The sequence below is a fragment of the Enterobacter sp. RHBSTW-00175 genome (assembly GCF_013927005.1).
In the GTDB taxonomy this organism is placed as follows: domain Bacteria; phylum Pseudomonadota; class Gammaproteobacteria; order Enterobacterales; family Enterobacteriaceae; genus Enterobacter.
Window position 1 is genome coordinate 3,747,603 of sequence record NZ_CP055930.1, and the last position, 20,778, is coordinate 3,768,380.

The window sequence follows — 20,778 nt, forward strand, 5'->3', positions numbered from 1 at the left end:
TTCTCATTTCTTTCCCGGTTGATTACGCCCTGTATTATGTTTGTATTGCTGATTTTTTGTGGTCAGCAAGGGTACGTCATCATTAAAGATTATAAAAAAGTTACCACCAAGTTAGCTAATGCTGATAAACAGCCCAAAAAAAGTCGCCGTGAAGATAAAAACTTTGCACTTTTTACGGCTGCGATACGCCAGGTTAACCAGTCGCAAGCGGTAAAAACACCGCTGGCTGCAGAGGTTGAAGGCATCGTAAGCAGTGACGACGCCTGGCTTTCCTTTGCCATGATCAAGACGTCTGGCGGGCAAAAAAGCTACCGAGAAGGCGAGACGCTCAGCGGTTTTAATGGTGCTTTTATCGAAGAGATTAATAAAGATAATGTGGTGGTTAATTACGAAGGTACTACGCAGGTATTGGCATTAAAGAAACCTGATTACTTTAAAGGGGGCGTAGATAGCGGCCCGGTAACCAAATCGACAAAAGATGCTGGCGCTGACAGCCTGCATCTTGATGATTATCTGGTATTAAAGCCGTTAATCGAAAAAGGCCAGCTGGAAGGCTATAACCTTAATCCACGGAACGTATCATCTTTCTACAGCCATACCGGGCTGGAAAAGGGAGATGTGGCGGTGAAAATTAATTCAGTCGATATGACCGAAGCGTCACAGGCGAAAAGTATTATTGCTAACTGGTCGAAAATGAAAGAGGCGGAGGTCGTCGTCAGGCGTCATGCTCACCTTGAAAATATTCGGATTAATGTTCTAAACAATTAACAAGTGTACAGACATGAAGAAATTTCCATGGGCGTGCGTGGCGCTTACCGCATTGTCGTTATATTCCGGTTCGCTGTTTGCAGCAAACTTTAGCGCCAGTTTTAAAAATACCGATATTCGTGAATTTATCGATACGGTAGGTCGTAATTTAAATAAAACTATTCTGGTCGATCCTTCCGTTCAGGGAACGGTATCCGTCAGAACCTATAACGTGCTGACGGAAGATGAGTACTACCAGTTCTTCCTGAGCGTGCTGGATCTGTACGGTTTGTCGGTGATCCCGATGGATAACGGTATGGTGAAAGTGGTGCGCTCAAGCGTGGCGCGTACCGCAGGGGCCCCGATTGCCGACAGTAAAAATCCGGGCAAAGGGGATGAAATTATCACCCGCGTTGTGCGCATGGAAAATGTGCCTGTGCGTGAACTGGCTCCGCTTCTGCGCCAGCTCAACGATGCCTCGGGCATTGGCAACGTGGTGCATTTCGAGCCGTCTAATGTGCTGTTATTAACCGGTAAAGCCTCGGTGGTGAACCGCCTGGTGGATCTGGTTGAGCGCGTCGATCGCTCCGGAATGCAGCGCCGTGAAATTGTCCCACTGCGTTATGCCTCGGCCAAAGAGCTTTCCGACATGTTGAACAACCTCAACAACGAAGAGCAGAAAGGGCAAAACGCGCCGCAGTTGGCGACCAAAGTGGTGGCAGATGACGAAACCAACAGCCTGGTTATCAGCGGGTCGGAAGGTGCACGGGCACGTACCCGCTCGCTTATCGGCCAGCTGGATCGCGAGCAGAATAACGAAGGTAACACGCGTGTGTTCTACCTCAAGTATGCCAATGCCGCCAAAGTGGTTCCGGTTTTAACCGGGATTGGCGAACAGCTGAAAGACAAAGCGGGGGCGGCAAAAGCGAAAACCGCCACTGCGACAACAGATCTGAATATTACGGCTGATGAATCCACCAACTCGCTGGTGATCACCGCCCAGCCAAACGTTATGAGCTCGCTGGAGAAGGTGATCGACAAGCTCGATATTCGTCGTCCACAGGTACTGGTCGAGGCGATCATTGCTGAAGTCCAGGACGGAAACGGACTGGATCTTGGCGTGCAGTGGACGGGTAAACACGGTGGGGTACAGTTTGGGTCCACGGGCTTACCGATAAGCCAGGTGAAGAATGGCAACCTGAAAGGGGTGAGCTTCACCGGTATGGCAACCGGATTCTTCAACGGCGATTTCGGTGCGCTGATGACGGCACTCTCTACCGAAGGCAAAAACGACATTCTTTCCACACCGAGCGTGGTGACGCTGGATAACAAAGAAGCCTCGTTCAACGTCGGCCAGGATGTACCGGTGCTTTCCGGCTCGCAGACTACCAGCGGCGATAATGTCTTTAACTCCGTTGAACGTAAAACGGTCGGCACGAAGCTGAAGATTGTTCCGCAAATCAACGACGGCGACATGATTCACCTGAAGATTGAACAGGAAGTGTCCAGCGTGGATAACAGCGCCACGGAAGATGCCAGCCTCGGCCCAACCTTCAACACGCGCACCATCAATAACGAAGTGATGGTGCACAGTGGCCAGACGGTTGTACTGGGCGGTCTGATGGAAAACGTCACCAAACAGTCGGTATCGAAAGTGCCGCTGCTGGGCGATATCCCGCTGGTGGGGCAGCTTTTCCGCTACACCTCGCAAGATACCTCTAAGCGCAATCTGATGGTCTTCATCCATACCACCGTTCTGCGTGATGACGACAACTACAGCGCGGCAACCAAAGAACGTTACGACCAGATGCGTGCGCGCCAGCAGCAGCGTATTGAAGAGAAGAAACTGGGCATTGTTGCCCCCACGGATAACGCCGTGTTGCCTTCTTTCCCTGAACAGAGCGGCGTTGCACCGGTGAAAACCAGTAGCACCACTACCTCGCGCAATCCGTTTAAAGAGTAAGGCAGGGGCGTAACGTGGACGAACTGAGTAAATTTCTGTGCAGCGGCAGCTACGCGAAAGACAACGGCATCCTGTTTTACAACGACGATGTCTATGTCCGTGACGATGTACCGGCGTTTGCGCTGCTGGAAATGCGCCGGGTACTGGGACGTTCTTTTGTTCCCGTGACCCTGACGCCGGAATCATTTGAAGAGATGCTGGCGAAAATCTGGCAACAGAACAGCGGTGTCTCACAGCAGCTGGTTGACGACATGGATGCGGATATCGATCTGATGGCGTTAACCGAGGAGATCCCCGATAACGAGGATCTGCTGGATAACGACGAAAACTCGCCGGTGATCCGCCTGATCAACGCCATTCTTGGCGAGGCGGTAAAAGAGGGCGCGTCGGATATTCATATCGAAACTTTCGAACGCACGCTGAGTATCCGTTTTCGTGTCGATGGCGTGTTGCGACCGGTACTGCAACCCGCGCGAAAACTCGCGCCGCTGCTGGTCTCGCGTATCAAGGTGATGTCAAAACTCGATATCGCGGAAAAACGCCTTCCGCAGGATGGCCGTATTTCGCTGCGTATTGGCCGTAAGGCTATCGACGTGCGTGTTTCCACCATTCCGTCGCAGTATGGCGAGCGCGTGGTCATGCGTTTACTCGATAAAAGTAACCTCAAGCCGGATATCAACAAGCTCGGCCTGATTGATGAAGAGCTGGAAAAGTTAAAAGGGCTGATTGACCGCCCGCACGGCATTATCCTGGTCACCGGACCGACAGGCTCCGGTAAAAGTACCACCCTGTACGCTATTCTTTCGGCGCTCAATGGCCATGAACGCAACATTCTGACCGTAGAAGACCCGATTGAATATGAGCTGGAAGGGGTGGGACAGACGCAGGTTAACCCGCGCGTGGACATGACCTTTGCCCGCGGGCTACGCGCAATCCTGCGCCAGGACCCGGATGTGGTGATGATCGGGGAAATTCGTGACGGCGAAACTGCGCAAATTGCAGTGCAGGCGTCGCTAACCGGTCACCTGGTCATGTCTACGCTGCATACAAACAGCGCCGCAGGTGCGATTACACGTCTGCGGGATATGGGGCTGGAGTCATTTTTAATCGGTTCATCGTTGCTCGGTGTCATTGCCCAGCGTCTGGTGCGTCGGCTGTGTACTCACTGCCGCACGACCAGTCCGCTGGACGACAATGAAAAAGTACTGTTCAGCTTTATGGAAACCCCGCCAAAGGCAATTTATCGCGCCGTGGGGTGTGAACATTGCCGCCAGAGCGGCTATCAGGGACGTGCGGGCATTCATGAATTCCTGGTGGTAGACAGCACCATGCGTCGTGCCATTCATGAAGATAAAGATGAAATGTCCATCGAAACGCAGCTCTTTAAGCAGGCCTATAGCCTGCGGGAAAACGGCCTGCTGAAGGTGATTAGCGGCGTCACGTCACTTGAAGAAGTGATGCGGGTCACCGCCGAACGTGGAGGCGATGACTGATGGCCTTCTACGCATGGACGGCAACGGACGCAGCGGGGAAAACCCGGCGCGGCACGTTGCAGGCCGAGGGGCAAAAGCAGGTTCGCCAGATGCTGCGTGAACAGAAGCTAATGCCCGTAAGTATTACCGAAACCCGCGAGAAGGCGGCGGCGGGGAAAGCCGCAACCGGCGCCAAACTCTCCACGCCTGTGCTGTCGATGTTTACCCGCCAGCTCTCTACGCTGGTCAATGCCGCATTGCCGCTGGAAAGCGCGCTAAAGGCTATTTCGAAACAGACGGAAGACAAAAAGCTGGCGTCGATGGTGGTGGAGATCCGCGAAAAAGTGGTGGAAGGGCATACGCTGTTTGACGCTTTTAGCCAGTTTCCGCGCACCTTCGACAAGCTCTATTGCACGCTGGTGATGGCGGGTGAGAAAACCGGGCATCTGGGCGATGTGCTGGAAAAGCTGGCGGAATACAACGAACAGCGCCAGAAAATGAAAAGTAAGCTAACGCAGGCGATGGTCTACCCGATCACCCTGACGGTGGTGGCGATTGCGGTGATCAGTATTCTGCTGGTGGCGGTGGTACCGCAGGTGATTGAACAATTCACCCATATGAAACAGCAACTGCCGATAACCACCCGCACGCTTATCGCCGTGAGTGATTTTTTGCAGGCTTACGGGATTTATATCGCCGGCAGCCTGGCAGGAGCGTTTGTCGGGTTTAAAGCCTGGATCAGAAACGGCAAAAACCGCTTTCTGTGGCACAGCTGGCTGGTGAATGGCTCGCCGATTAAAAAGCTGGTGTGCGCCATTAACAGCGCCCGCTACATCCGCACGCTGAGTATTTTACAGGCGAGTAGTGTCCCGCTGCTGGAGGGGATGTATATCGCGATGGATGGTATCGAAAACCTCCGCGCGCGACAGGTCCTGGAGCAGGCGGCCGATACCGTTCGCCAGGGGGCATCATTATATGCGGCACTGGAACAGGCGAAACTCTTCCCGCCAACCATGCTGTACATGATTGCCTCCGGTGAAGAGAGCGGTGAATTAGGCAACTTAATGGATCGCGCGGCAGAAAACCAGGAATCCGCGTTACAGCACCGCATTACATTAACACTGTCGGTTTTTGAACCGGCGCTGGTGGTATCAATGGCGACGATAGTTTTATTTATCGTGCTGTCAATATTACAACCGCTTCTGGGTGATGCTGCCAACTTACTGATTTAGTGTATGATGGTGTTTTTGAGGTGCTCCAGTGGCTTCTGTTTCTATCAGCTGTCCCTCCTGTTCAGCTACTGACGGGGTGGTGCGTAACGGCAAAAGCACCGCCGGACATCAGCGCTATCTCTGCTCTCACTGCCGTAAAACATGGCAACTGCAGTTCACTTACACCGCTTCTCAACCCGGTACGCACCAGAAAATCATTGATATGGCCATGAATGGCGTTGGATGCCGGGCAACCGCCCGCATTATGGGCGTTGGCCTCAACACGATTTTCCGCCATTTAAAAAACTCAGGCCGCAGTCGGTAACCTCGCGCATACAGCCGGGCAGTGACGTCATCGTCTGCGCGGAAATGGACGAACAGTGGGGATACGTCGGGGCTAAATCGCGCCAGCGCTGGCTGTTTTACGCGTATGACAGGCTCCGGAAGACGGTTGTTGCGCACGTATTCGGTGAACGCACTATGGCGACGCTGGGGCGTCTTATGAGCCTGCTGTCACCCTTTGACGTGGTGATATGGATGACGGATGGCTGGCCGCTGTATGAATCCCGCCTGAAGGGAAAGCTGCACGTAATCAGCAAGCGATATACGCAGCGAATTGAGCGGCATAACCTGAATCTGAGGCAGCACCTGGCACGGCTGGGACGGAAGTCGCTGTCGTTCTCAAAATCGGTGGAGCTGCATGACAAAGTCATCGGGCATTATCTGAACATAAAACACTATCAATAAGTTGGAGTCATTACCCCGCTTCTGCAACTTAATAACATGGTAGGTTAATTAAATGGCTATAAAACGTAAAAACCTGGCTCGCCAGGCGGGCTTCACTTTGCTCGAATTAATGGTGGTAATTGTTATTCTCGGCGTTCTGGCGAGTATGGTCGTACCCAACTTAATGGGCAATAAAGAAAAAGCGGATGCCCAGAAAGCAACCAGCGATATTGTTGCGCTCGAAGGTTCACTCGATATGTATAAGCTGGATAACCACCGTTATCCAACCACCGAACAAGGCTTGCAGGCACTGGTGACAAAGCCTGAGATTGCGCCAATCCCAAATGGCTACCGCGCTGATGGCTATATCCGCCGCCTGCCACAAGACCCGTGGGGAAGTGATTATCTGCTGGTCAGCCCGGGTGAACACGGCGCTGTAGACGTATTTTCTGCGGGCCCGGACGGTGAAGCGAACACCGCAGATGACATCACAAACTGGTCACTCGACAAACAAGCAAAATAATGAAAAAGCAACGCGGCTTTACATTGCTGGAAATTATTCTGGCGCTGGTGATATTTGCCAGTTGCGCCATGATGGTGGTGTCAACAATACCGTCACGCAGCGGTGCGGATATATTTGGCCAGCAATTAAAAGCCCTTGTGGATTATGGTTCCGATCGTGCAGTGATGGACGGAAATATCGTCGGGCTGGTTATCACGGCTGAAAAATATCAGCTGGTGACGCTTGAAGAGAAAAATGGCGAGCGGCACTGGGTGCCATTATCTGCCGGGCGAATTACCACCCGTGGGGATTTTCCCGAAGAGATGCACGTTTCGCTTTCCCCGCAGCGACTGGCCGCCACGACAGATGCCGAGCCGCAAATCGTCTTTCTGCCTGACGGGGAGATCGGCCGTTTTACGCTTGCGTTGCAAAGTTACGATAAACAGCACCATTTCCGCGTGGTGTCGCAGGGCGCGGCGCCCGTTTCGGTGGAGAACGATGACTAAACGCAGAACGACGCAAAAAGGCATGACGCTGCTGGAGGTGATGGTCGCGCTGGTTATCTTCTCCACCGCCGCGCTGGCGCTGATGAACTCCGTCTCCCTTAACGTGCGCTTTACCCACGGCCTTGCCGAAACATTGCAGGCCAGCTGGGTGGCCGAAAACCAGCTGGCGGAAGCACAGCTCAGCAAAAGCGATTTCCCGGATGCTGAAGAACAGGGCACGGAGCTGATGGGCGGGCGCAGCTGGAACTGGCAAAAGCAGCGGGTAAAAACCGCCAGCAATGTCTGGGCCAACGAAATCCGCGTCTATGCCGAAGGCGATGAAAGCCAGCCGGTGATAGCGCTGCGTATTATTCCGCCAGGAGAGATCAAGTGAAAAACACGCAACGTCAGCGCGGTTTCACCCTGCTGGAGATCATGATTGCACTCACTATTTTTGCGGTGATCAGCACGCTCGCCTGGCAAATTCTGGACGGCGCGATGCGTACCAGCTCGGCAACAGATGCCAGCGCGGCAAAGCTTAACCAGGTTCAGCGCGCCTGGAGCCTGATGGAGCGCGATTTCTTTCAGCTTCAGGCGCGCGCGCCGCGTAATGAGCCGGATGTGTTCCGGCAGGATGAGAACGCCATCGAATTGACCACGCTCAACGGCGTGAGCGGAACGGTGCAGCTGGAGCGTGTGCGCTGGCGGCTGGAAGAGGGGGTTTTGTACCGCGATGTCTGGCCCGCTATCGATGGCCCGGAAAATATAAAACCGGATGAAGTGCCCGTTGTGCATGAGGTGAAGTCGATGCAGTGGCGTTTTTACCTTAAGGGCTGGCAGAAAAGCTGGACGGATAACACCCATCAGCCGGAAGGGGTTGAGCTGAGCCTGACGATGGAAAATGGCAATACCTGGCGCTGGGTATTCACCACCCCCGGGGATATGCCTGAGGTCGCGGCTGCCCCGGAGAAAAAAGATGAGCAAGCACCGGCAGCACCTGGCGCAGTGCCAGCACCAACGGCGCCGCCGGTTGCCACAGGAGCAGAGCCATGAGTCGGGTGAACAAACAGCGAGGCGTTGCCCTGCTGGTGGTGTTGATCCTGCTGGTGATGATGTCAGCGCTGGCGGCCAAAATCAGCCAGCAGTTCTGCCGCAATCTGCAAAAAACGCACTACCAGGTGAGTCAGCAGCAGTTGCGCTGGGCCATGCTGGCGCAGGAGAAGGTGGTCAAAGACACCCTGCAAACCGATGCCAGCGGTGAAAGTAAAGCGCTGGCACCCGAGGGTGACTGGCATCAGCCGCTGGAGACCCAGGGCGATAACTACACGGTGGTGAGCCAGGTTGACGATGCGCAGGACTGTTTCAACGTCAATAACCTGCTGGCCGTCGACACATCCGCTCAGGCGCAAAACGCGCCTGCTGTGGTGGAAAAGCCGCGCAAAGAGCAGATTGTTGAGCAAATTCTGACCGATGGCGGTATCAGCCAGACCTCCGCCGAAGAGGTCTATCTCCAGCTGGCGGATTACCTCGATGGTGATAGCACCACGGTTAAAGAGGGTGCTGAAATTGACGCCTGGGCAGGGGTTGTCCCGGCGCGGCAGCCCGCGAATCAGATGATGCGCAACATTGCAGAAATCAAGCTGCTGCCGGCGTTCCCCGCATCGGCGTATTCGAAAGTCAGCACGCTGTTGTGCGCGCTGCCAGACATGGCCGCGAAGGTGGACGTGAATACCCTCAAACCGGAAAACGCAGCCGTTCTGGCAGCGCTCTTCCCGGGGAAGTTAACGGAAGATGACGCCGCCCGACTGCTTGATGCCCGTCCCGAAGGGGGCTGGGAAAGCGTTGAGGCGTTCAGCAAAGCACTGGAGCAAAACTTCCCGCAGTTAAAAGACGATTTGCCGCAGGTTGCAGAGCAGATAGCCATCAATAGCCGCTATTTTCGCGTCAACTATACCGGCAACACTGACGATTTAACGCTTCGCGTGGTCAGCCAGCTTCAGGTTAATAACGAAGCCGGCGAGATTGTGACGTGGCAACGTCGTTACCGAATGATTGAATAACAAAAGTCGATATCTATGAAACAGGTACTTTTTATTCGTCCCGACAGCCGCGAGGACGGGAAACTATGGTGGTGCGAATCCGGTAGCCAGCAGGTTGAAGCGCTGGATAACCTGGCAGAACTCAGCTCACTTGCCAGTCATTCTCTGGCCGCTCGCGTGTGCTTATTGCTCCCGACGAGCGACATGATCTTCCGCCACTTTACGCTACCTAAAAAAGGCATGGCATCGCCGGGCACGGCGTTCTCATGGATGGCGGAAGAGACATTAATTGGCGAGGTGGACAACCTTCACTGGACGGTGCTTAACAAAAAAGGGCGTGAAGTGGATGCCGTGGCGATCGATGCCACGCGCCTGCGCCAGTGGCTTGCCTGTTTTCGCGAAGTGGGCTTAAACGTCATCCAGGCGTTACCGGATGCCTGGCTGCTGCCTTGCACCACGGGCGGCAGCACGGTTGTTGCACTGGAAGATAACTACTGGCTGCGTCTGGCTCCGGCTTCTGCCTGCGAGGTGGATGGCGCACTGCTCCCGATGCTGATGCAGAAAACGGGCGAAAGCGAAGTGCGTTGCTACGGTGATGTTCCGCACGGTATTGACGTGGATGAATCTTTGCCGTGGCAGCACCCGCTGGCGCTGATCCAGCCCCAGTGGCAGGCTTGTAAGATCAATGTGTTGCACGGCGAGTTCAGTTCGCGGGGCGCGCAAAAAGGGGTAACGAAAGGCGTAAAGGCGATGATCGTTGCCGCCGGTTTGCTGTCGCTCGGCTTGCTGTTAGGCCCGCGTGTGGCGATGGCCTGGATGCTGGTGCAGGAAGAAAACCAGGTTCAGCAGGAGATTGTGCAGGTTTACCAGCACCACTTCCCCAGTATGCGTCAGCAGACCAACATCAAATACCATTTTGGCCAGAATATTAAGAAACAGCGTAAGGGGATCTTCCTGCAACTGGATGAGCTGGAAAAAGCGAAACAGGCCGTGCCGTCGCTGGAAATTAATGCACTGGAATATGATGCGACGCAAGGCGTTCTGACCCTGAGCGTCAGTGCGGAAAGCCCGCAGGCATCACAGGAGTTCGTTAACCAGACGCGCGCTAATTTTGATTTTGCTCTACAGCCAGTTTCAAAAGAGGCGCCTTATACCGCGATGATCACAGGGAAATATAAATGAAAGAACGAATCGCGCAGCTGAAATCGCGTTACCAGAATTACAGCGCCAGAGAAAAAATAATCTTAAAAGTGTGTGCCGCCGCAATAGGCTGCGCCGCGGTGTACTACGCCGGAGTGATCCCGCTGGATAATATGATTCAGGGCAGTAAATCAACACTGGCCCGACAAACGGAAACCCTGAACTGGATGCGTGTCGAAATTGATAAAAACCATCTTCAGATGCTTCAGGTTAAAACGGATAACCCACGCAGTGTTGTGGAAAATAGCGCTCATGAGATTAATTTATCGCTCAGTGATGTGCGCCAGGATGGGCAGACATTATCGTTCGTGGTGAGCCGGGTGAATGTTTATGAATTAAAAAACTGGTTGCGTGAAATCAATCAGACTTCGGGAGTCCGGTTGCAGAAAATGAACCTTACCCCTGTTGACCATATCAGCGATGTCAAAGCCGAAATTCAACTGACCTGGATGAAAATAACATGAATACCTTCGCACTGATCCGGGAGGTTTACCCTGTTGGGTTTCCCGTAATGAGTGCGGTGTTAGGCGCAATTACGGGCAGTTTTCTGGGGGTTGTGGCAGAGCGCGTGCCGGCAATGGTGATGGAAGACGAGGGATGCGGCAATCTACTGTTCCCGGGCTCTCACTGCCCGGTGTGCCAGCATTCGCTGAGGGTTTGGGAGAATATTCCGCTGCTGAGCTGGCTGTTTCTGCGCGGACGTTGCAGCCAGTGCCGCACGGCGATCCCGCTGCGCATCTTCCTGATTGAGCTTTTCACCGCGCTGTTTTTTGGCACAACGGCCTGGTGTGTACCTGATGTGCAGGCACTGCTCGCGCTCTGGCTGCTGGCCGCATTTCTCCTGCCGCTGGCAATGATTGACGCGCAGCATCAGTTACTGCCCGATTGCCTGACGCAGCCGCTGTTGTGGGCGGGGCTCCTCTTTCATACGTTCGACCATTCTTTGCCATTGCGCGATGCGCTTTTTGGCGCAGTGGCGGGGTACCTTTCGCTGTGGCTGGTGTACTGGGCTTTTCGCCTGGCGACGGGGCGCGAAGGGCTGGGATACGGTGATTTTAAACTGCTGGCGGCGCTGGGGGCATGGTGTGGCTGGCAGGCATTACCTTCTGTTGAGCTGATCGCGGCAGTAAGCGGCATTATTGGTTATTTCATATTTAATAATTTAAATAAAAATAACCAAACTATTTCTTTTGGCCCTTATTTATCTGTTGCAGGCATGATTGTTTTTATCGGGCAGGTATTCTCTGTCACATTCTAAATGTACAGGTCAAGGTTTTTTGAAATTTTTTTCGACGGGGAAATGAAAGGTATCTGCTTTTTATTCCGTGTATCGTAATAAACATAAAATAGATGGAGTGGAGCGTGTCTCTTTAACAGAGAGATTTTTCAGGTAGTAAATATTTATAGTAATACCCCGCAAGTTATATTGTTTTAACTATTGCATGTAGAAAATTCCATGTCTTAAAGGAAGATATGGGTCATTTAATTACGAATAAATTTATCAGGAAACAAAAATGAAATTTATGAAGCCTAAATATCTGGCACTTTTTGTTGCAGCGGCATCCGGCTCTGTATTTGCCGCCGCGCCAGGTACGCCTTCAATCAGCAGTGGCAATGATAAGTTTGCTATCGTTGAAGTTGACCAGGCCGCACAGGATTACGGTACTCTCGTTAAAGTGCACAACGATGGTGTGGATGTGAAGGTTGAGTGGAACGTCTGGAGTGGCGATGCGCCGACCACCGGTAAAGTTCTGCTGGACGGTCAGACCGTTTGGTCTGGTGCATCCGGTGCGTCTGGCTCTGCAACCTTTAAAGTCAAAAAAGGTGGCCGCTATCAGGAACAGGTTGAACTCTGTAACGCCAGCGGGTGCTCCAAAAGCGCAAGCAAGCTGATCATCGTTGCCGATACTGACGGCAGCCACCTGCTGCCGCTGAATGTTCCTCTGCAAGAGAACAACAAAACCTTCGCGCAGCACACCGATAAAGTGGTGGGGGCGTATTTCCCCGAGTGGGGCGTGTACGGTCGTGAATTCCCGGTGGACAAAATCCCGGCATCTAACCTGAACCACATCCTGTATGGCTTCATTCCAATCTGCGGCGGCGACGGCATCAACGACGGTCTGAAAACCGTTGAAAATGGTAACAGCTTCGCGGCCCTTCAGCGCGCCTGTGCGGGCCGTCAGGACTTCACCGTGGCCATTCACGATCCGTGGGCTGCTCTGCAAAAACCGCAGTCTGGCGTGACGAACTGGGACGACCCGTACAAAGGTAACTTTGGTCAACTGATGGCGCTGAAAAAAGCCCATCCGGATCTGAAAGTGCTGCCATCTATCGGCGGCTGGACCATGTCCGATCCGTTCTACAAAATGAACGACACGGCGATCCGTGCACGCTTCGTGGCCTCTGTTAAAGACTTCCTGAAGACCTGGAAATTCTTCGACGGCGTAGATATCGACTGGGAATTCCCGGGCGGCGGCGGCGTGAACGAAACGTTGGGTAATCCTCAGCAGGATAAAGCCACCTACACCGCAGTGATGCATGACCTGCGCACCATGCTGAACGAGTTGTCAGCAGAAACCGGTCGTACCTATGAGCTGACCACCGCAATTGGTTCCGGTAAAGATAAGATCGAAGACGTTGACTACAACACGGTACAGCAGTACCTCGACCATATCTTCCTGATGAGCTATGACTTCTACGGCGCGTGGAGTAACACCGAACTCGGTCACCAGGCGGCGCTGCACGCACCAGCATGGCGTCCGGACACCAACTACACCACCTCTAACGGCGTCGATGCGCTGCTGGATCAGGGTGTACAGCCAGGTAAAATCGTGGTGGGTGCGGGCATGTATGGCCGCGGCTGGACAGGTGTGCATGGTTACACCGGCGACAACCCGTTCACCGGTACCGCAACGGGCGCAGTGAAAGGCACCTGGGAACCGGGCGTAGTTGACTATCGTCAGATTGTGAACGAATACAAAGGCAAGCCAGGCTGGGAATACGGTTATGACGCGGATGCGGAAGCACCATACGTCTTTAACAAATCTACCGGCGACCTGATCTCTTATGAAGATGCCCGTTCGACGACTGCGAAAGGCAAATACGTGCTGGCGAAAAGCCTGGGCGGCCTGTTCTCCTGGTCTATCGACTCTGATAACGGCGACATCCTGAATGCGATGAACGAAAGCCTGATGGGGGGCTCAACGCCTGTTGAACCTGTCGTCACCAACCATGCGCCAGTGGCAGCGGCAGCGGATCAGTCCGTGACCGGCCCGGCAACGGTAACCCTGGATGGCTCTGCATCCACCGATCCAGATGGCGATGCAATCACCTACAAATGGACTCAGATTTCTGGCTCCAGTGTAACCCTGACCAACAGCAACAAAGCGAAAGCGAGCTTCTCTGTTGGTGCTGTGACCAGCAACCAGACTCTGGCGTTCCGCCTGACCGTGACTGATGCCAAAGGCCTGAGCAGCACCGCTGACGTCCAGGTTCTGAACAAAGCACCGAAAGCCAACCAGGCACCGGTTGTTAACCAGATGCAGACGGTGAATCTGGAAGCAGGTCAGTCTTACGCGCTGAACGTTCAGGCTGCGGATCCGGATGGCGATGCCCTGACCTATGCGTGGAGCGTTCCTGCTGATATGAATGCGACCGGTACTGACACCGCGAACGTGAACATCACTGCACCGGAAGTCACCTCTGATTCTTCCTACACCCTGAGCGTGGTGGTGAGCGATGGTAAAACCAGCGTTCAGTCCAACGTACAGGTTAACGTGGCGCCGAAAGCGACCCCGGTCGTTCCATCTGACGAAGGCACTACGCCATCTGATGAAGGCACGACTCCGGCAGATGAAGGCACTACCCCAGCAGACGAAGGTACTAAACCGGCTGATGAAGGCACTGCGACCGGCAGCTGTGATAACCCGGTTGATGCCAACGCCAGCAAATATGCTGCGTGGGAATCCAGCAAAGTCTACAACAATGGCGATATGGTAAGCGCTGATAATCTGGTATGGAAAGCGAAATACTGGACTCAGGGCAACAAGCCAGGCTTTAGTGCAGATGCATGGGAACTGGTAAGCCAGGTGAAAATGAACTGGCGCGCTGACACCGTCTACAACGGCGGCGACAAGACGACCTACCAGGGCTTCGAGTACCGCGCAAAATGGTGGACTCAGGGCGACAAACCAGGCAACAGCGATGTATGGGTGAAAGAAGGCGCGTCGGCAGACTGCAAATAATCTTCTGAGCCTGAAATTGTGGGCGTGATATCCGCCCACAATCACTGACCATGCCCCGCTTCGGGTGTGGTCAGTAAATTCAAATACGTTAACAGGATGTGTGTAAGGAGAATGACGATATACCACGCCGGGTGAATAATGAAGCGTTTACTGTTGCTGTTATTAATATTGAGTCAAAGCGCATGTGCGAATTGCTGGAATAAGGCGGCCCATTATTATCATGTCGATCCTTATCTGCTTTATGCCATCGCCAATGTGGAATCAGGAATGAATCCATATGCTGTCGGGAATAATCATGACGGGACGCACGACGTTGGATTAATGCAAATTAACAGCTCACATTTCCCAGAACTGGAACGGCAAGGCATTGATGAATACCGCCTGATGACGGAGCCCTGTACCTCCATTATGGTTGGTGCATCTATTCTCTCAGGAATGATAAAGGTTTATGGATATAACTGGGAAGCTGTGGGAGCGTATAACGCCGGGCTTAAAAAGGAAAATTATCCCAAGCGTATGATGTACGCCCATAAAGTCTGGTCGAAGTATCAGCAATTAAAATCTGAGACACACGAGAGAAATAACTGGTGAGTTTTTTCTTTTTTGAAGCGTACTCCTCAGTATTCTTCAGAAAATGAAAAGCAGCTGTCTGGAGCTTATTTATTAATGGATTAATAAATAAGCTGGGATTTTAACTAACATAATCGTATTTAACAGGAATAACCGAGATGAATAAAAGGACATTACTGAGCGTATTGATTGCAGGGGCTTGCATAGCACCTGTTATGGCTCAGGCCACCATGCTGAAGGCAGAAAGCAGCGAGCCTTACACCATGAAAGCCAGCGATCTGGCGAAAAAAGAGAAAGAACTGACGGATTTTCCGCTGATGCAATCTGTGAAGGATACTATCCGTACGCTGGACAACGCTTCAGTTGAGCAGATTGAGCCAGGCCGCGCTTCCAACCCGGAAAACGTTAAACGCGTAGAAGGGATCCTGAAAGAGAGCGACTGGGAGTACTTGTTCCCGCTGCGCGCCAAAGATTATAGCTACAGCAATTTCCTGAAAGCCGTTGGTAAATTCCCGGCGCTGTGCGACACCTATAAAGATGGTCGTGATAGCGACGCCATCTGCCGTAAAGAGCTGGCAACCATGTTTGCTCACTTTGCCCAGGAAACGGGCGGTCACGAAAGCTGGCGTCCTGAAGCCGAATGGCGTCAGGCATTGGTTTACGTGCGTGAAATGGGCTGGAGCGAAGGCCAGAAGGGCGGTTACAACGGCGAATGTAATACCGACGTCTGGCAGGGTCAGACCTGGCCGTGCGGGAAAGACAAAGACGGTGATTTCCTGAGCTACTTTGGTCGCGGTGCGAAGCAGTTGTCCTACAACTATAACTACGGTCCGTTCTCCGAAGCGATGTATGGCGATGTTAAAGTTCTGCTGGAAAAACCAGAGTTGGTTGCGGATACCTGGTTGAACCTGGCGAGCGCCATCTTCTTCTTCGCTTACCCACAGCCGCCAAAACCAAGCATGTTGCAGGTGATTGACGGTACCTGGCAGCCAAACGATCACGATAAAGCGAATGGCCTGGTCCCTGGTTTCGGCGTGACGACCCAAATCATCAACGGTGGCGTTGAGTGCGGCGGTCCGACTGAAATTGCGCAGTCTCAGAACCGTATTAAGTACTACAAAGAGTTCGCTAACTATCTGAACGTTAAGGTTCCGGCTGACGAAGTACTTGGCTGCGCCAACATGAAGCAATTCGATGAAGGCGGCGCGGGCGCGCTGAAGATTTACTGGGAACAGGACTGGGGATGGAACGCAGATACACCAGACGGCAAGACCTATGCCTGCCAGCTGGTGGGCTACCAGACACCATTCAGTGCGTTTAAAGACGGCGACTACACCAAGTGTGTGCAGAAGTTCTATAACGTGAACATCGTGAATGACGACGGTTCAGCGAGCACACCGGATGAAACCCCGACGCCAGTGCCGGACGAAACCCCAGCGCCAGTACCTGATGAAACCCCGGCAGCGGTAAACCACGCGCCAGTGGCGCAGATTGCGGGTCCAATCGGTGCCGTTGAAGCGGGTGCGCAGGTTTCTCTGAGTGCTGAAGGTTCTACTGACGAAGACGGTAACAAACTGACCTACACCTGGCGCTCTCAGGATGGCCAGACCGTGACCGGTGAAGACAAAGCGGTTGTGACCTTTACCGCGCCAGAAGCGGCGACAGCGCAGCAGTACGAAGTGAGCCTGACCGTCAGCGATGGTGAGCTGAGCAGCAGCACCACCTACTTGCTGAACGTGAAAGCGAAAGCGGCAACGCCATCACAGGATGAAGGGACTTCCGGCTCTTACGCTGCATGGAGCGCGAACAACAAGTACAAGGCAGGCGATATCGTGAACAACCACGGTAAACTGTTCCAGTGCAAACCGTTCCCGTACAGTGGCTGGTGTAACAATGCCCCGGCATACTATGAACCAGGCGCAGGTCTGGCATGGTCTGATGCCTGGACGGCTCTGTAAAAAACAAACGGCAACCTTTGGGTTGCCGTTTTAGTGTTTGTACCCTCTCCCCGTGGGAGAGGGCCAGGGTGAGGGCATCAGGCCGCACCCGTTTAATTATCGATGCAGCTTCCCGTGATCCCGCAACCATGCCGCCGTACGGATAATCCCTTCATCCAGCGTCACAATCGGTTTATAACCCAGCTCGTTCTCTGCGCGCGAAATATCCAGCGTAAAATCAAAGTTCAGCTTAGACACGCCGTAATGCGTCAGGGCAGGCTCTTTGGCGGATTTATTCCCAAAACGCTCCATACTGCGGGCAATCATATCCAGCATTGGGTACGGCACAGAGCGAATACGGCAGTTGATTTGCAACTCGTCAATCAGCCGCTGAACAATGCTGCGAAGTGTGCAGGGCTCACCATTGGTGATGTTATACGCACGGCCAGACACCAGCTTATCGCTATCCGGCTGGCTTGCCAGCCACATGGCGTGAATGGCGTTTTCGTAGTAGGTCATGTCCACCAGCGCATCGCCGCCACGTGGCAGCAACACGCTGCCGTAGTGGTGCATCATCTGCGCCAGGCGCGGGATAAACACTTTGTCGTGCGGCCCGAACAGGCTTTGCGGGCGCAGTACGGTAAACCGCGTATGCGGGTTAGACTGCGCCAGCAGATCGATCACCTCTTCACTGGCCGCCTTGCTGCGGGCAAACTCACAGGCAAAACGTGCCGGGCGGAAATCTTCCTGAATATCGCGATGATGGTGATAATCGAAATAGAGCGACGGCGAGGAGATATGAACAAAGTTACGCACGCCCCAGGCAACGGCCCATTCGCCCAGACGACGCGTGGCGCGTACGTTGGCAAGATCAAAGGCCTCCTGCGTACCCCAGGGAGAGGTAAAGCTGGAGCAGTGCCACAGCGTATCGATACCGGCGAGCATCACTTTCGCCTGTGAGGAAACCAGTTCCGTCAGGTCGGCATGAACAAATTCTGCGCCCATTTTTTGCAGCAGCTTGCCCATCGCCTCGTTGCGGCCGGTAGCTCTGACGCTAACGCCTTTGTTGCGCAGAAACTCGACCGCGTTTCGGCCTAAGCCGCTGGTTGCACCGGTAACCAGTACCTTCATATCGATCCACTGTGTTGAAAAAGAATTTCGTGCGCATTCTTCCGTGAATTACGCCTGTATGCAATGGGAAAGGTGAAAGAATAAGACTTTTATTTAGATCTTTTCCTTCTTTTGTTCTGCAAGTTGCGCAATGCGTTTTGCCATTCCCCGGAAGATAAACAGATGCGCCGGGATCATCAACAACCAGTAGAACAGGCCCGGCATTCCATGCGGATGCCACCAGGCCCGAACGTCCAGTTCACGGTGGCTGCCTTTATCTTTCAGGGTAAAACAGAGCCGCCCAAGCCCGGGCGCTTTCATGCCAAACAGCAGCGCCAGCTGCTTTTCGGGTTCAACGATGATTACCTTCCAGCTGTCCACGGTATCGCCCACGTTAAGGTACGGATGAGCCGGGCGACCTTTTGCGAGCTTATGCCCAATCAACAGATCCATTGCGCCACGGGTTTGCCAGAGAATATTGCCAAAGAAATAGCGCTCTTTGCCGCCAATCTGGTTAATCACTTCCCAAAGGGCTTCCAGGCTGGCGGCGGTTTTCACCGTACAGCCAGCCTGTTTCGGGTAGTAGCCGTACTCCGGGCGCCAGCGGGCAAAAGCCTGGGTGTCGTAGCCCCAGTCGCTGGAGTTCACCAGTTTTTCTTCTTCTTTGAGTGTGTTGCGTACAGCATCATCAAAACGGATCAACGTTTGCGGGATCAGCGCGCGAAGCTCGCGATCGTCAGCCAGAAGATCGTGTTTTAGCCCCTGGATCAACGCTTTTGCCGTGGTTGGCGGCACTGAGGTAATGACATTCAAAAACCATACGGAGATCCAGCGGGTCGGGAAGGGGATGGGGAGCAGCCAGCGATGGCGGCCGCTGACCTGCATGAAATGTTCGAATTGTTCCTGATAGCTCAACACTTCCGGGCCTGCGGCTTCCAGCACCCGATGCTGGTCAGCGGGGTGCTCCAGCAGAGACACCAGATAATGCAGCAGGTTTTCCAGCGCAATGGGCGTGGTACGTGAGCGCACCCAGCGTGGGGGGGTCAGCACCGGCAGGTTATAGACCATATCACGCATCACTTCGAAGGCGGCTGAACCGGCCCCGACGATGATCCCCGCCCGCAGTTCGGTCACGGGGATCCCGGCACTGCGTAATGTTTCCGCAGTCAGCTGACGCGCGCGCAGGTGATCGGATTGCTCATGAACAGGCGCCTGGAGAGAGCTTAAAAAAATCACCTGTTTAACTGGTGATTGCAGCAGGGCATCGCGAACGTTCATCGCTACCTGGCGCTCATGGGCGATAAAATCACCGCCTTCGCCCATGCTGTGCACCAGATAATAAAGCGTGTCGACACCTTCCAGCAGCGTAGTCAGACCTTGCGGCCAGTTTAAATCTACGCTGTGGCAAGTGACGTTCGGCAGGTTTTGCTTTTGCAGGCGTCCAATACTGCGTGCCGCAGCCAGCACCTGATGGCCTTGCTGGCTTAATACCGTCGTCAGGTGCTGGCCAATATAGCCACTGGCACCCAGCACCAGAATACGTTGCGGCACGTTACGCTCCTTTGTTAACGCTGTAAAAATGCCTGCCAGTGGCTCACCACCTGGGCAAGCTGCTCACGGCTAACATCAAGATGCATCACCAGGCGCACAATCGGAGAGGCATTCAGCAGAACGCCGCGCGCTTTCATAAATTCGCCCAGCGCGGCCGCGTTATCCTCGCCTACGCGAACAAACAGCATGTTGGTGTCGTGACGCATCACGTCTGCGCCAATTTCACGCAGTTGCGAAGCCATCCAGGCAGCATTGTCGTGGTCGTCTTTCAGACGCGCGACGTTGTTTTTCAGCGCATACAAGCCTGCGGCTGCGAGGATCCCGGCCTGACGCATTCCGCCGCCGGTCATTTTACGCCAGCGATTTGCACGCTTAATGTAATCCGCATTGCCCACTAACAGTGAGCCAACCGGCGTGCCCAGACCTTTGGAGAGGCAGATAGTGAACGAGTCGCAATATTGCACGACCTCTTTCAGTTCACAGCCATACTCCACGATGGCGTTAAAAATACGCGCGCCATCAACGTGCAGGCCGAGTTTGCGTTCGCGGGTGAATTCCCACGCCGCTTTCAGGTATTCACGCGGCAGTACTTTGCCATTATGGGTGTTTTCCAGGCTTAGCAGTTTTGTGCGCGCGAAGTGGATGTCGTCGGCTTTGATTTTTGCGGCGACCTTATCGAGCGGCAGGGTGCCGTCAGGCGCAGCATCGATCGGCTGTGGCTGAATGCTGCCGAGCACCGCCGCACCGCCCGCTTCATACAGGTAGTTATGCGCACCCTGACCGACGATATACTCTTCACCACGCTCACAGTGGCTCAGTAGCGCCACCAGGTTTGCCTGGGTGCCGGTTGGCAGGAACAGCGCGGCCTCTTTACCGCTTAACTCCGCCGCGTAGCGTTGAAGTTCGTTTACCGTCGGGTCATCGCCGTACACATCGTCCCCGACCGGGGCGGCCATCATCTCTTCGAGCATGGCGCGCGTTGGGCGGGTAACGGTATCACTGCGTAAATCAATCATGGCAA

The 20,778-nt window shown here is 53.9% G+C and carries 19 protein-coding genes; 16 read left to right on the forward strand and 3 right to left on the reverse strand.

Translation table 11 applies throughout. The features are described from left to right. Positions 1–36 precede the first annotated feature (36 nt). The 16 genes from gspC (at position 37) to HV107_RS17910 (ending at position 17,117) form a co-directional block, all read left to right on the forward strand. Positions 37–768 (forward strand): type II secretion system protein GspC, encoded by a 732-nt coding sequence (gene gspC, locus HV107_RS17835; RefSeq protein ID WP_182060183.1) that lies wholly within the window; start codon positions 37–39, stop codon positions 766–768. Between the two features lie 13 nt (positions 769–781). Then, the gene (gspD, locus tag HV107_RS17840; RefSeq protein ID WP_182060184.1) at positions 782–2,710 is read left to right on the forward strand and encodes a type II secretion system secretin GspD; all 1,929 of its coding nucleotides are present in this window, start codon (positions 782–784) and stop codon (positions 2,708–2,710) included. Between the two features lie 14 nt (positions 2,711–2,724). Then, positions 2,725–4,203: a type II secretion system ATPase GspE gene (gspE, locus tag HV107_RS17845; protein WP_182060185.1), complete on the forward strand. Its 1,479-nt coding sequence runs from the start codon at positions 2,725–2,727 to the stop codon at positions 4,201–4,203. After that, positions 4,203–5,414 carry a type II secretion system inner membrane protein GspF gene (gene gspF, locus HV107_RS17850; protein WP_182060186.1) on the forward strand — a complete coding sequence of 404 codons (1,212 nt, stop codon included), beginning with the start codon at positions 4,203–4,205 and terminating at the stop codon, positions 5,412–5,414. The genes gspE and gspF overlap by 1 nt, the downstream gene beginning before the upstream one ends. A 28-nt stretch (positions 5,415–5,442) precedes the next feature. Further along, positions 5,443–6,140, forward strand: a protein-coding gene (locus HV107_RS17855; RefSeq protein WP_095033700.1) for an IS1-like element IS1B family transposase whose coding sequence is annotated in 2 segments (ribosomal slippage) — positions 5,443–5,692 and positions 5,692–6,140 — 699 coding nt in all. Because the reading frame shifts where the segments join, the coding sequence is not laid out codon by codon here. Positions 6,141–6,192: 52 nt separating this feature from the next. Next, a complete protein-coding gene (gspG, locus tag HV107_RS17860) occupies positions 6,193–6,642 on the forward strand; it encodes a type II secretion system major pseudopilin GspG (RefSeq protein WP_182060187.1) in 450 nt (149 codons plus the stop codon). Next, complete coding sequence (gspH, locus tag HV107_RS17865) at positions 6,642–7,127, forward strand: type II secretion system minor pseudopilin GspH (RefSeq protein WP_182060188.1); 486 nt, start codon at positions 6,642–6,644, stop codon at positions 7,125–7,127. Before gspG ends, gspH begins: the two co-directional genes overlap by 1 nt. Continuing rightward, positions 7,120–7,500: a type II secretion system minor pseudopilin GspI gene (gene gspI / locus HV107_RS17870; RefSeq protein ID WP_182060189.1), complete on the forward strand. Its 381-nt coding sequence runs from the start codon at positions 7,120–7,122 to the stop codon at positions 7,498–7,500. Before gspH ends, gspI begins: the two co-directional genes overlap by 8 nt. Next, positions 7,497–8,159 (forward strand): type II secretion system minor pseudopilin GspJ, encoded by a 663-nt coding sequence (gspJ, locus tag HV107_RS17875; protein WP_182060190.1) that lies wholly within the window; start codon positions 7,497–7,499, stop codon positions 8,157–8,159. The genes gspI and gspJ overlap by 4 nt, the downstream gene beginning before the upstream one ends. Next, the gene (gene gspK, locus HV107_RS17880; protein WP_182060191.1) at positions 8,156–9,166 is read left to right on the forward strand and encodes a type II secretion system minor pseudopilin GspK; all 1,011 of its coding nucleotides are present in this window, start codon (positions 8,156–8,158) and stop codon (positions 9,164–9,166) included. Before gspJ ends, gspK begins: the two co-directional genes overlap by 4 nt. A 15-nt stretch (positions 9,167–9,181) precedes the next feature. Further along, complete coding sequence (gene gspL / locus HV107_RS17885) at positions 9,182–10,327, forward strand: type II secretion system protein GspL (protein WP_182060192.1); 1,146 nt, start codon at positions 9,182–9,184, stop codon at positions 10,325–10,327. After that, complete coding sequence (gene gspM / locus HV107_RS17890; RefSeq protein WP_182060193.1) at positions 10,324–10,809, forward strand: type II secretion system protein GspM; 486 nt, start codon at positions 10,324–10,326, stop codon at positions 10,807–10,809. The genes gspL and gspM overlap by 4 nt, the downstream gene beginning before the upstream one ends. Beyond that, positions 10,806–11,603, forward strand: coding sequence for an A24 family peptidase (locus HV107_RS17895; protein WP_182060194.1), 798 nt, complete (start codon positions 10,806–10,808; stop codon positions 11,601–11,603). Before gspM ends, HV107_RS17895 begins: the two co-directional genes overlap by 4 nt. Positions 11,604–11,859: 256 nt before the next feature. After that, the gene (locus tag HV107_RS17900; protein WP_182060195.1) at positions 11,860–14,589 is read left to right on the forward strand and encodes a glycosyl hydrolase family 18 protein; all 2,730 of its coding nucleotides are present in this window, start codon (positions 11,860–11,862) and stop codon (positions 14,587–14,589) included. 138 nt (positions 14,590–14,727) lie between these two features. Next, on the forward strand, positions 14,728–15,180 hold the full coding sequence (gene iagB / locus HV107_RS17905) for a type III secretion system invasion protein IagB (RefSeq protein WP_182060196.1): 453 nt from the start codon (positions 14,728–14,730) through the stop codon (positions 15,178–15,180). Positions 15,181–15,317: 137 nt separating this feature from the next. Continuing rightward, positions 15,318–17,117, forward strand: a complete 1,800-nt coding sequence (locus HV107_RS17910) for a glycoside hydrolase family 19 protein (protein ID WP_182060197.1) — start codon at positions 15,318–15,320, stop codon at positions 17,115–17,117. A 96-nt stretch (positions 17,118–17,213) separates the two neighbouring features. On the opposite strand, the gene HV107_RS17915 is transcribed toward HV107_RS17910, so the two are convergent. The 3 genes from HV107_RS17915 to ltaE form a co-directional block, all read right to left on the reverse strand. Next, positions 17,214–18,227 (reverse strand): NAD(P)-dependent oxidoreductase, encoded by a 1,014-nt coding sequence (locus HV107_RS17915; protein ID WP_182060198.1) that lies wholly within the window; start codon positions 18,225–18,227, stop codon positions 17,214–17,216. A 93-nt stretch (positions 18,228–18,320) separates the two neighbouring features. Beyond that, positions 18,321–19,757 carry an SDR family oxidoreductase gene (locus tag HV107_RS17920; RefSeq protein WP_182060199.1) on the reverse strand — a complete coding sequence of 479 codons (1,437 nt, stop codon included), beginning with the start codon at positions 19,755–19,757 and terminating at the stop codon, positions 18,321–18,323. A 14-nt stretch (positions 19,758–19,771) separates the two neighbouring features. After that, positions 19,772–20,773 (reverse strand): low-specificity L-threonine aldolase, encoded by a 1,002-nt coding sequence (ltaE, locus tag HV107_RS17925; protein WP_182060200.1) that lies wholly within the window; start codon positions 20,771–20,773, stop codon positions 19,772–19,774. Positions 20,774–20,778 lie beyond the last annotated feature (5 nt).

Coding starts and splice junctions, on each gene's coding strand:
- gspC (WP_182060183.1), top strand. CDS start 37: ATGTTTGTATTGCTGATTTTTTGTGGTCAGCAAGGGTACGTCATCATT.
- gspD (WP_182060184.1), top strand. CDS start 782: ATGAAGAAATTTCCATGGGCGTGCGTGGCGCTTACCGCATTGTCGTTA.
- gspF (WP_182060186.1), top strand. CDS start 4,203: ATGGCCTTCTACGCATGGACGGCAACGGACGCAGCGGGGAAAACCCGG.
- gspG (WP_182060187.1), top strand. CDS start 6,193: ATGGCTATAAAACGTAAAAACCTGGCTCGCCAGGCGGGCTTCACTTTG.
- gspH (WP_182060188.1), top strand. CDS start 6,642: ATGAAAAAGCAACGCGGCTTTACATTGCTGGAAATTATTCTGGCGCTG.
- gspI (WP_182060189.1), top strand. CDS start 7,120: ATGACTAAACGCAGAACGACGCAAAAAGGCATGACGCTGCTGGAGGTG.
- gspK (WP_182060191.1), top strand. CDS start 8,156: ATGAGTCGGGTGAACAAACAGCGAGGCGTTGCCCTGCTGGTGGTGTTG.
- gspL (WP_182060192.1), top strand. CDS start 9,182: ATGAAACAGGTACTTTTTATTCGTCCCGACAGCCGCGAGGACGGGAAA.
- gspM (WP_182060193.1), top strand. CDS start 10,324: ATGAAAGAACGAATCGCGCAGCTGAAATCGCGTTACCAGAATTACAGC.
- HV107_RS17895 (WP_182060194.1), top strand. CDS start 10,806: ATGAATACCTTCGCACTGATCCGGGAGGTTTACCCTGTTGGGTTTCCC.
- HV107_RS17900 (WP_182060195.1), top strand. CDS start 11,860: ATGAAATTTATGAAGCCTAAATATCTGGCACTTTTTGTTGCAGCGGCA.
- iagB (WP_182060196.1), top strand. CDS start 14,728: ATGAAGCGTTTACTGTTGCTGTTATTAATATTGAGTCAAAGCGCATGT.
- HV107_RS17910 (WP_182060197.1), top strand. CDS start 15,318: ATGAATAAAAGGACATTACTGAGCGTATTGATTGCAGGGGCTTGCATA.
- HV107_RS17915 (WP_182060198.1), bottom strand. CDS start 18,227: ATGAAGGTACTGGTTACCGGTGCAACCAGCGGCTTAGGCCGAAACGCG.
- ltaE (WP_182060200.1), bottom strand. CDS start 20,773: ATGATTGATTTACGCAGTGATACCGTTACCCGCCCAACGCGCGCCATG.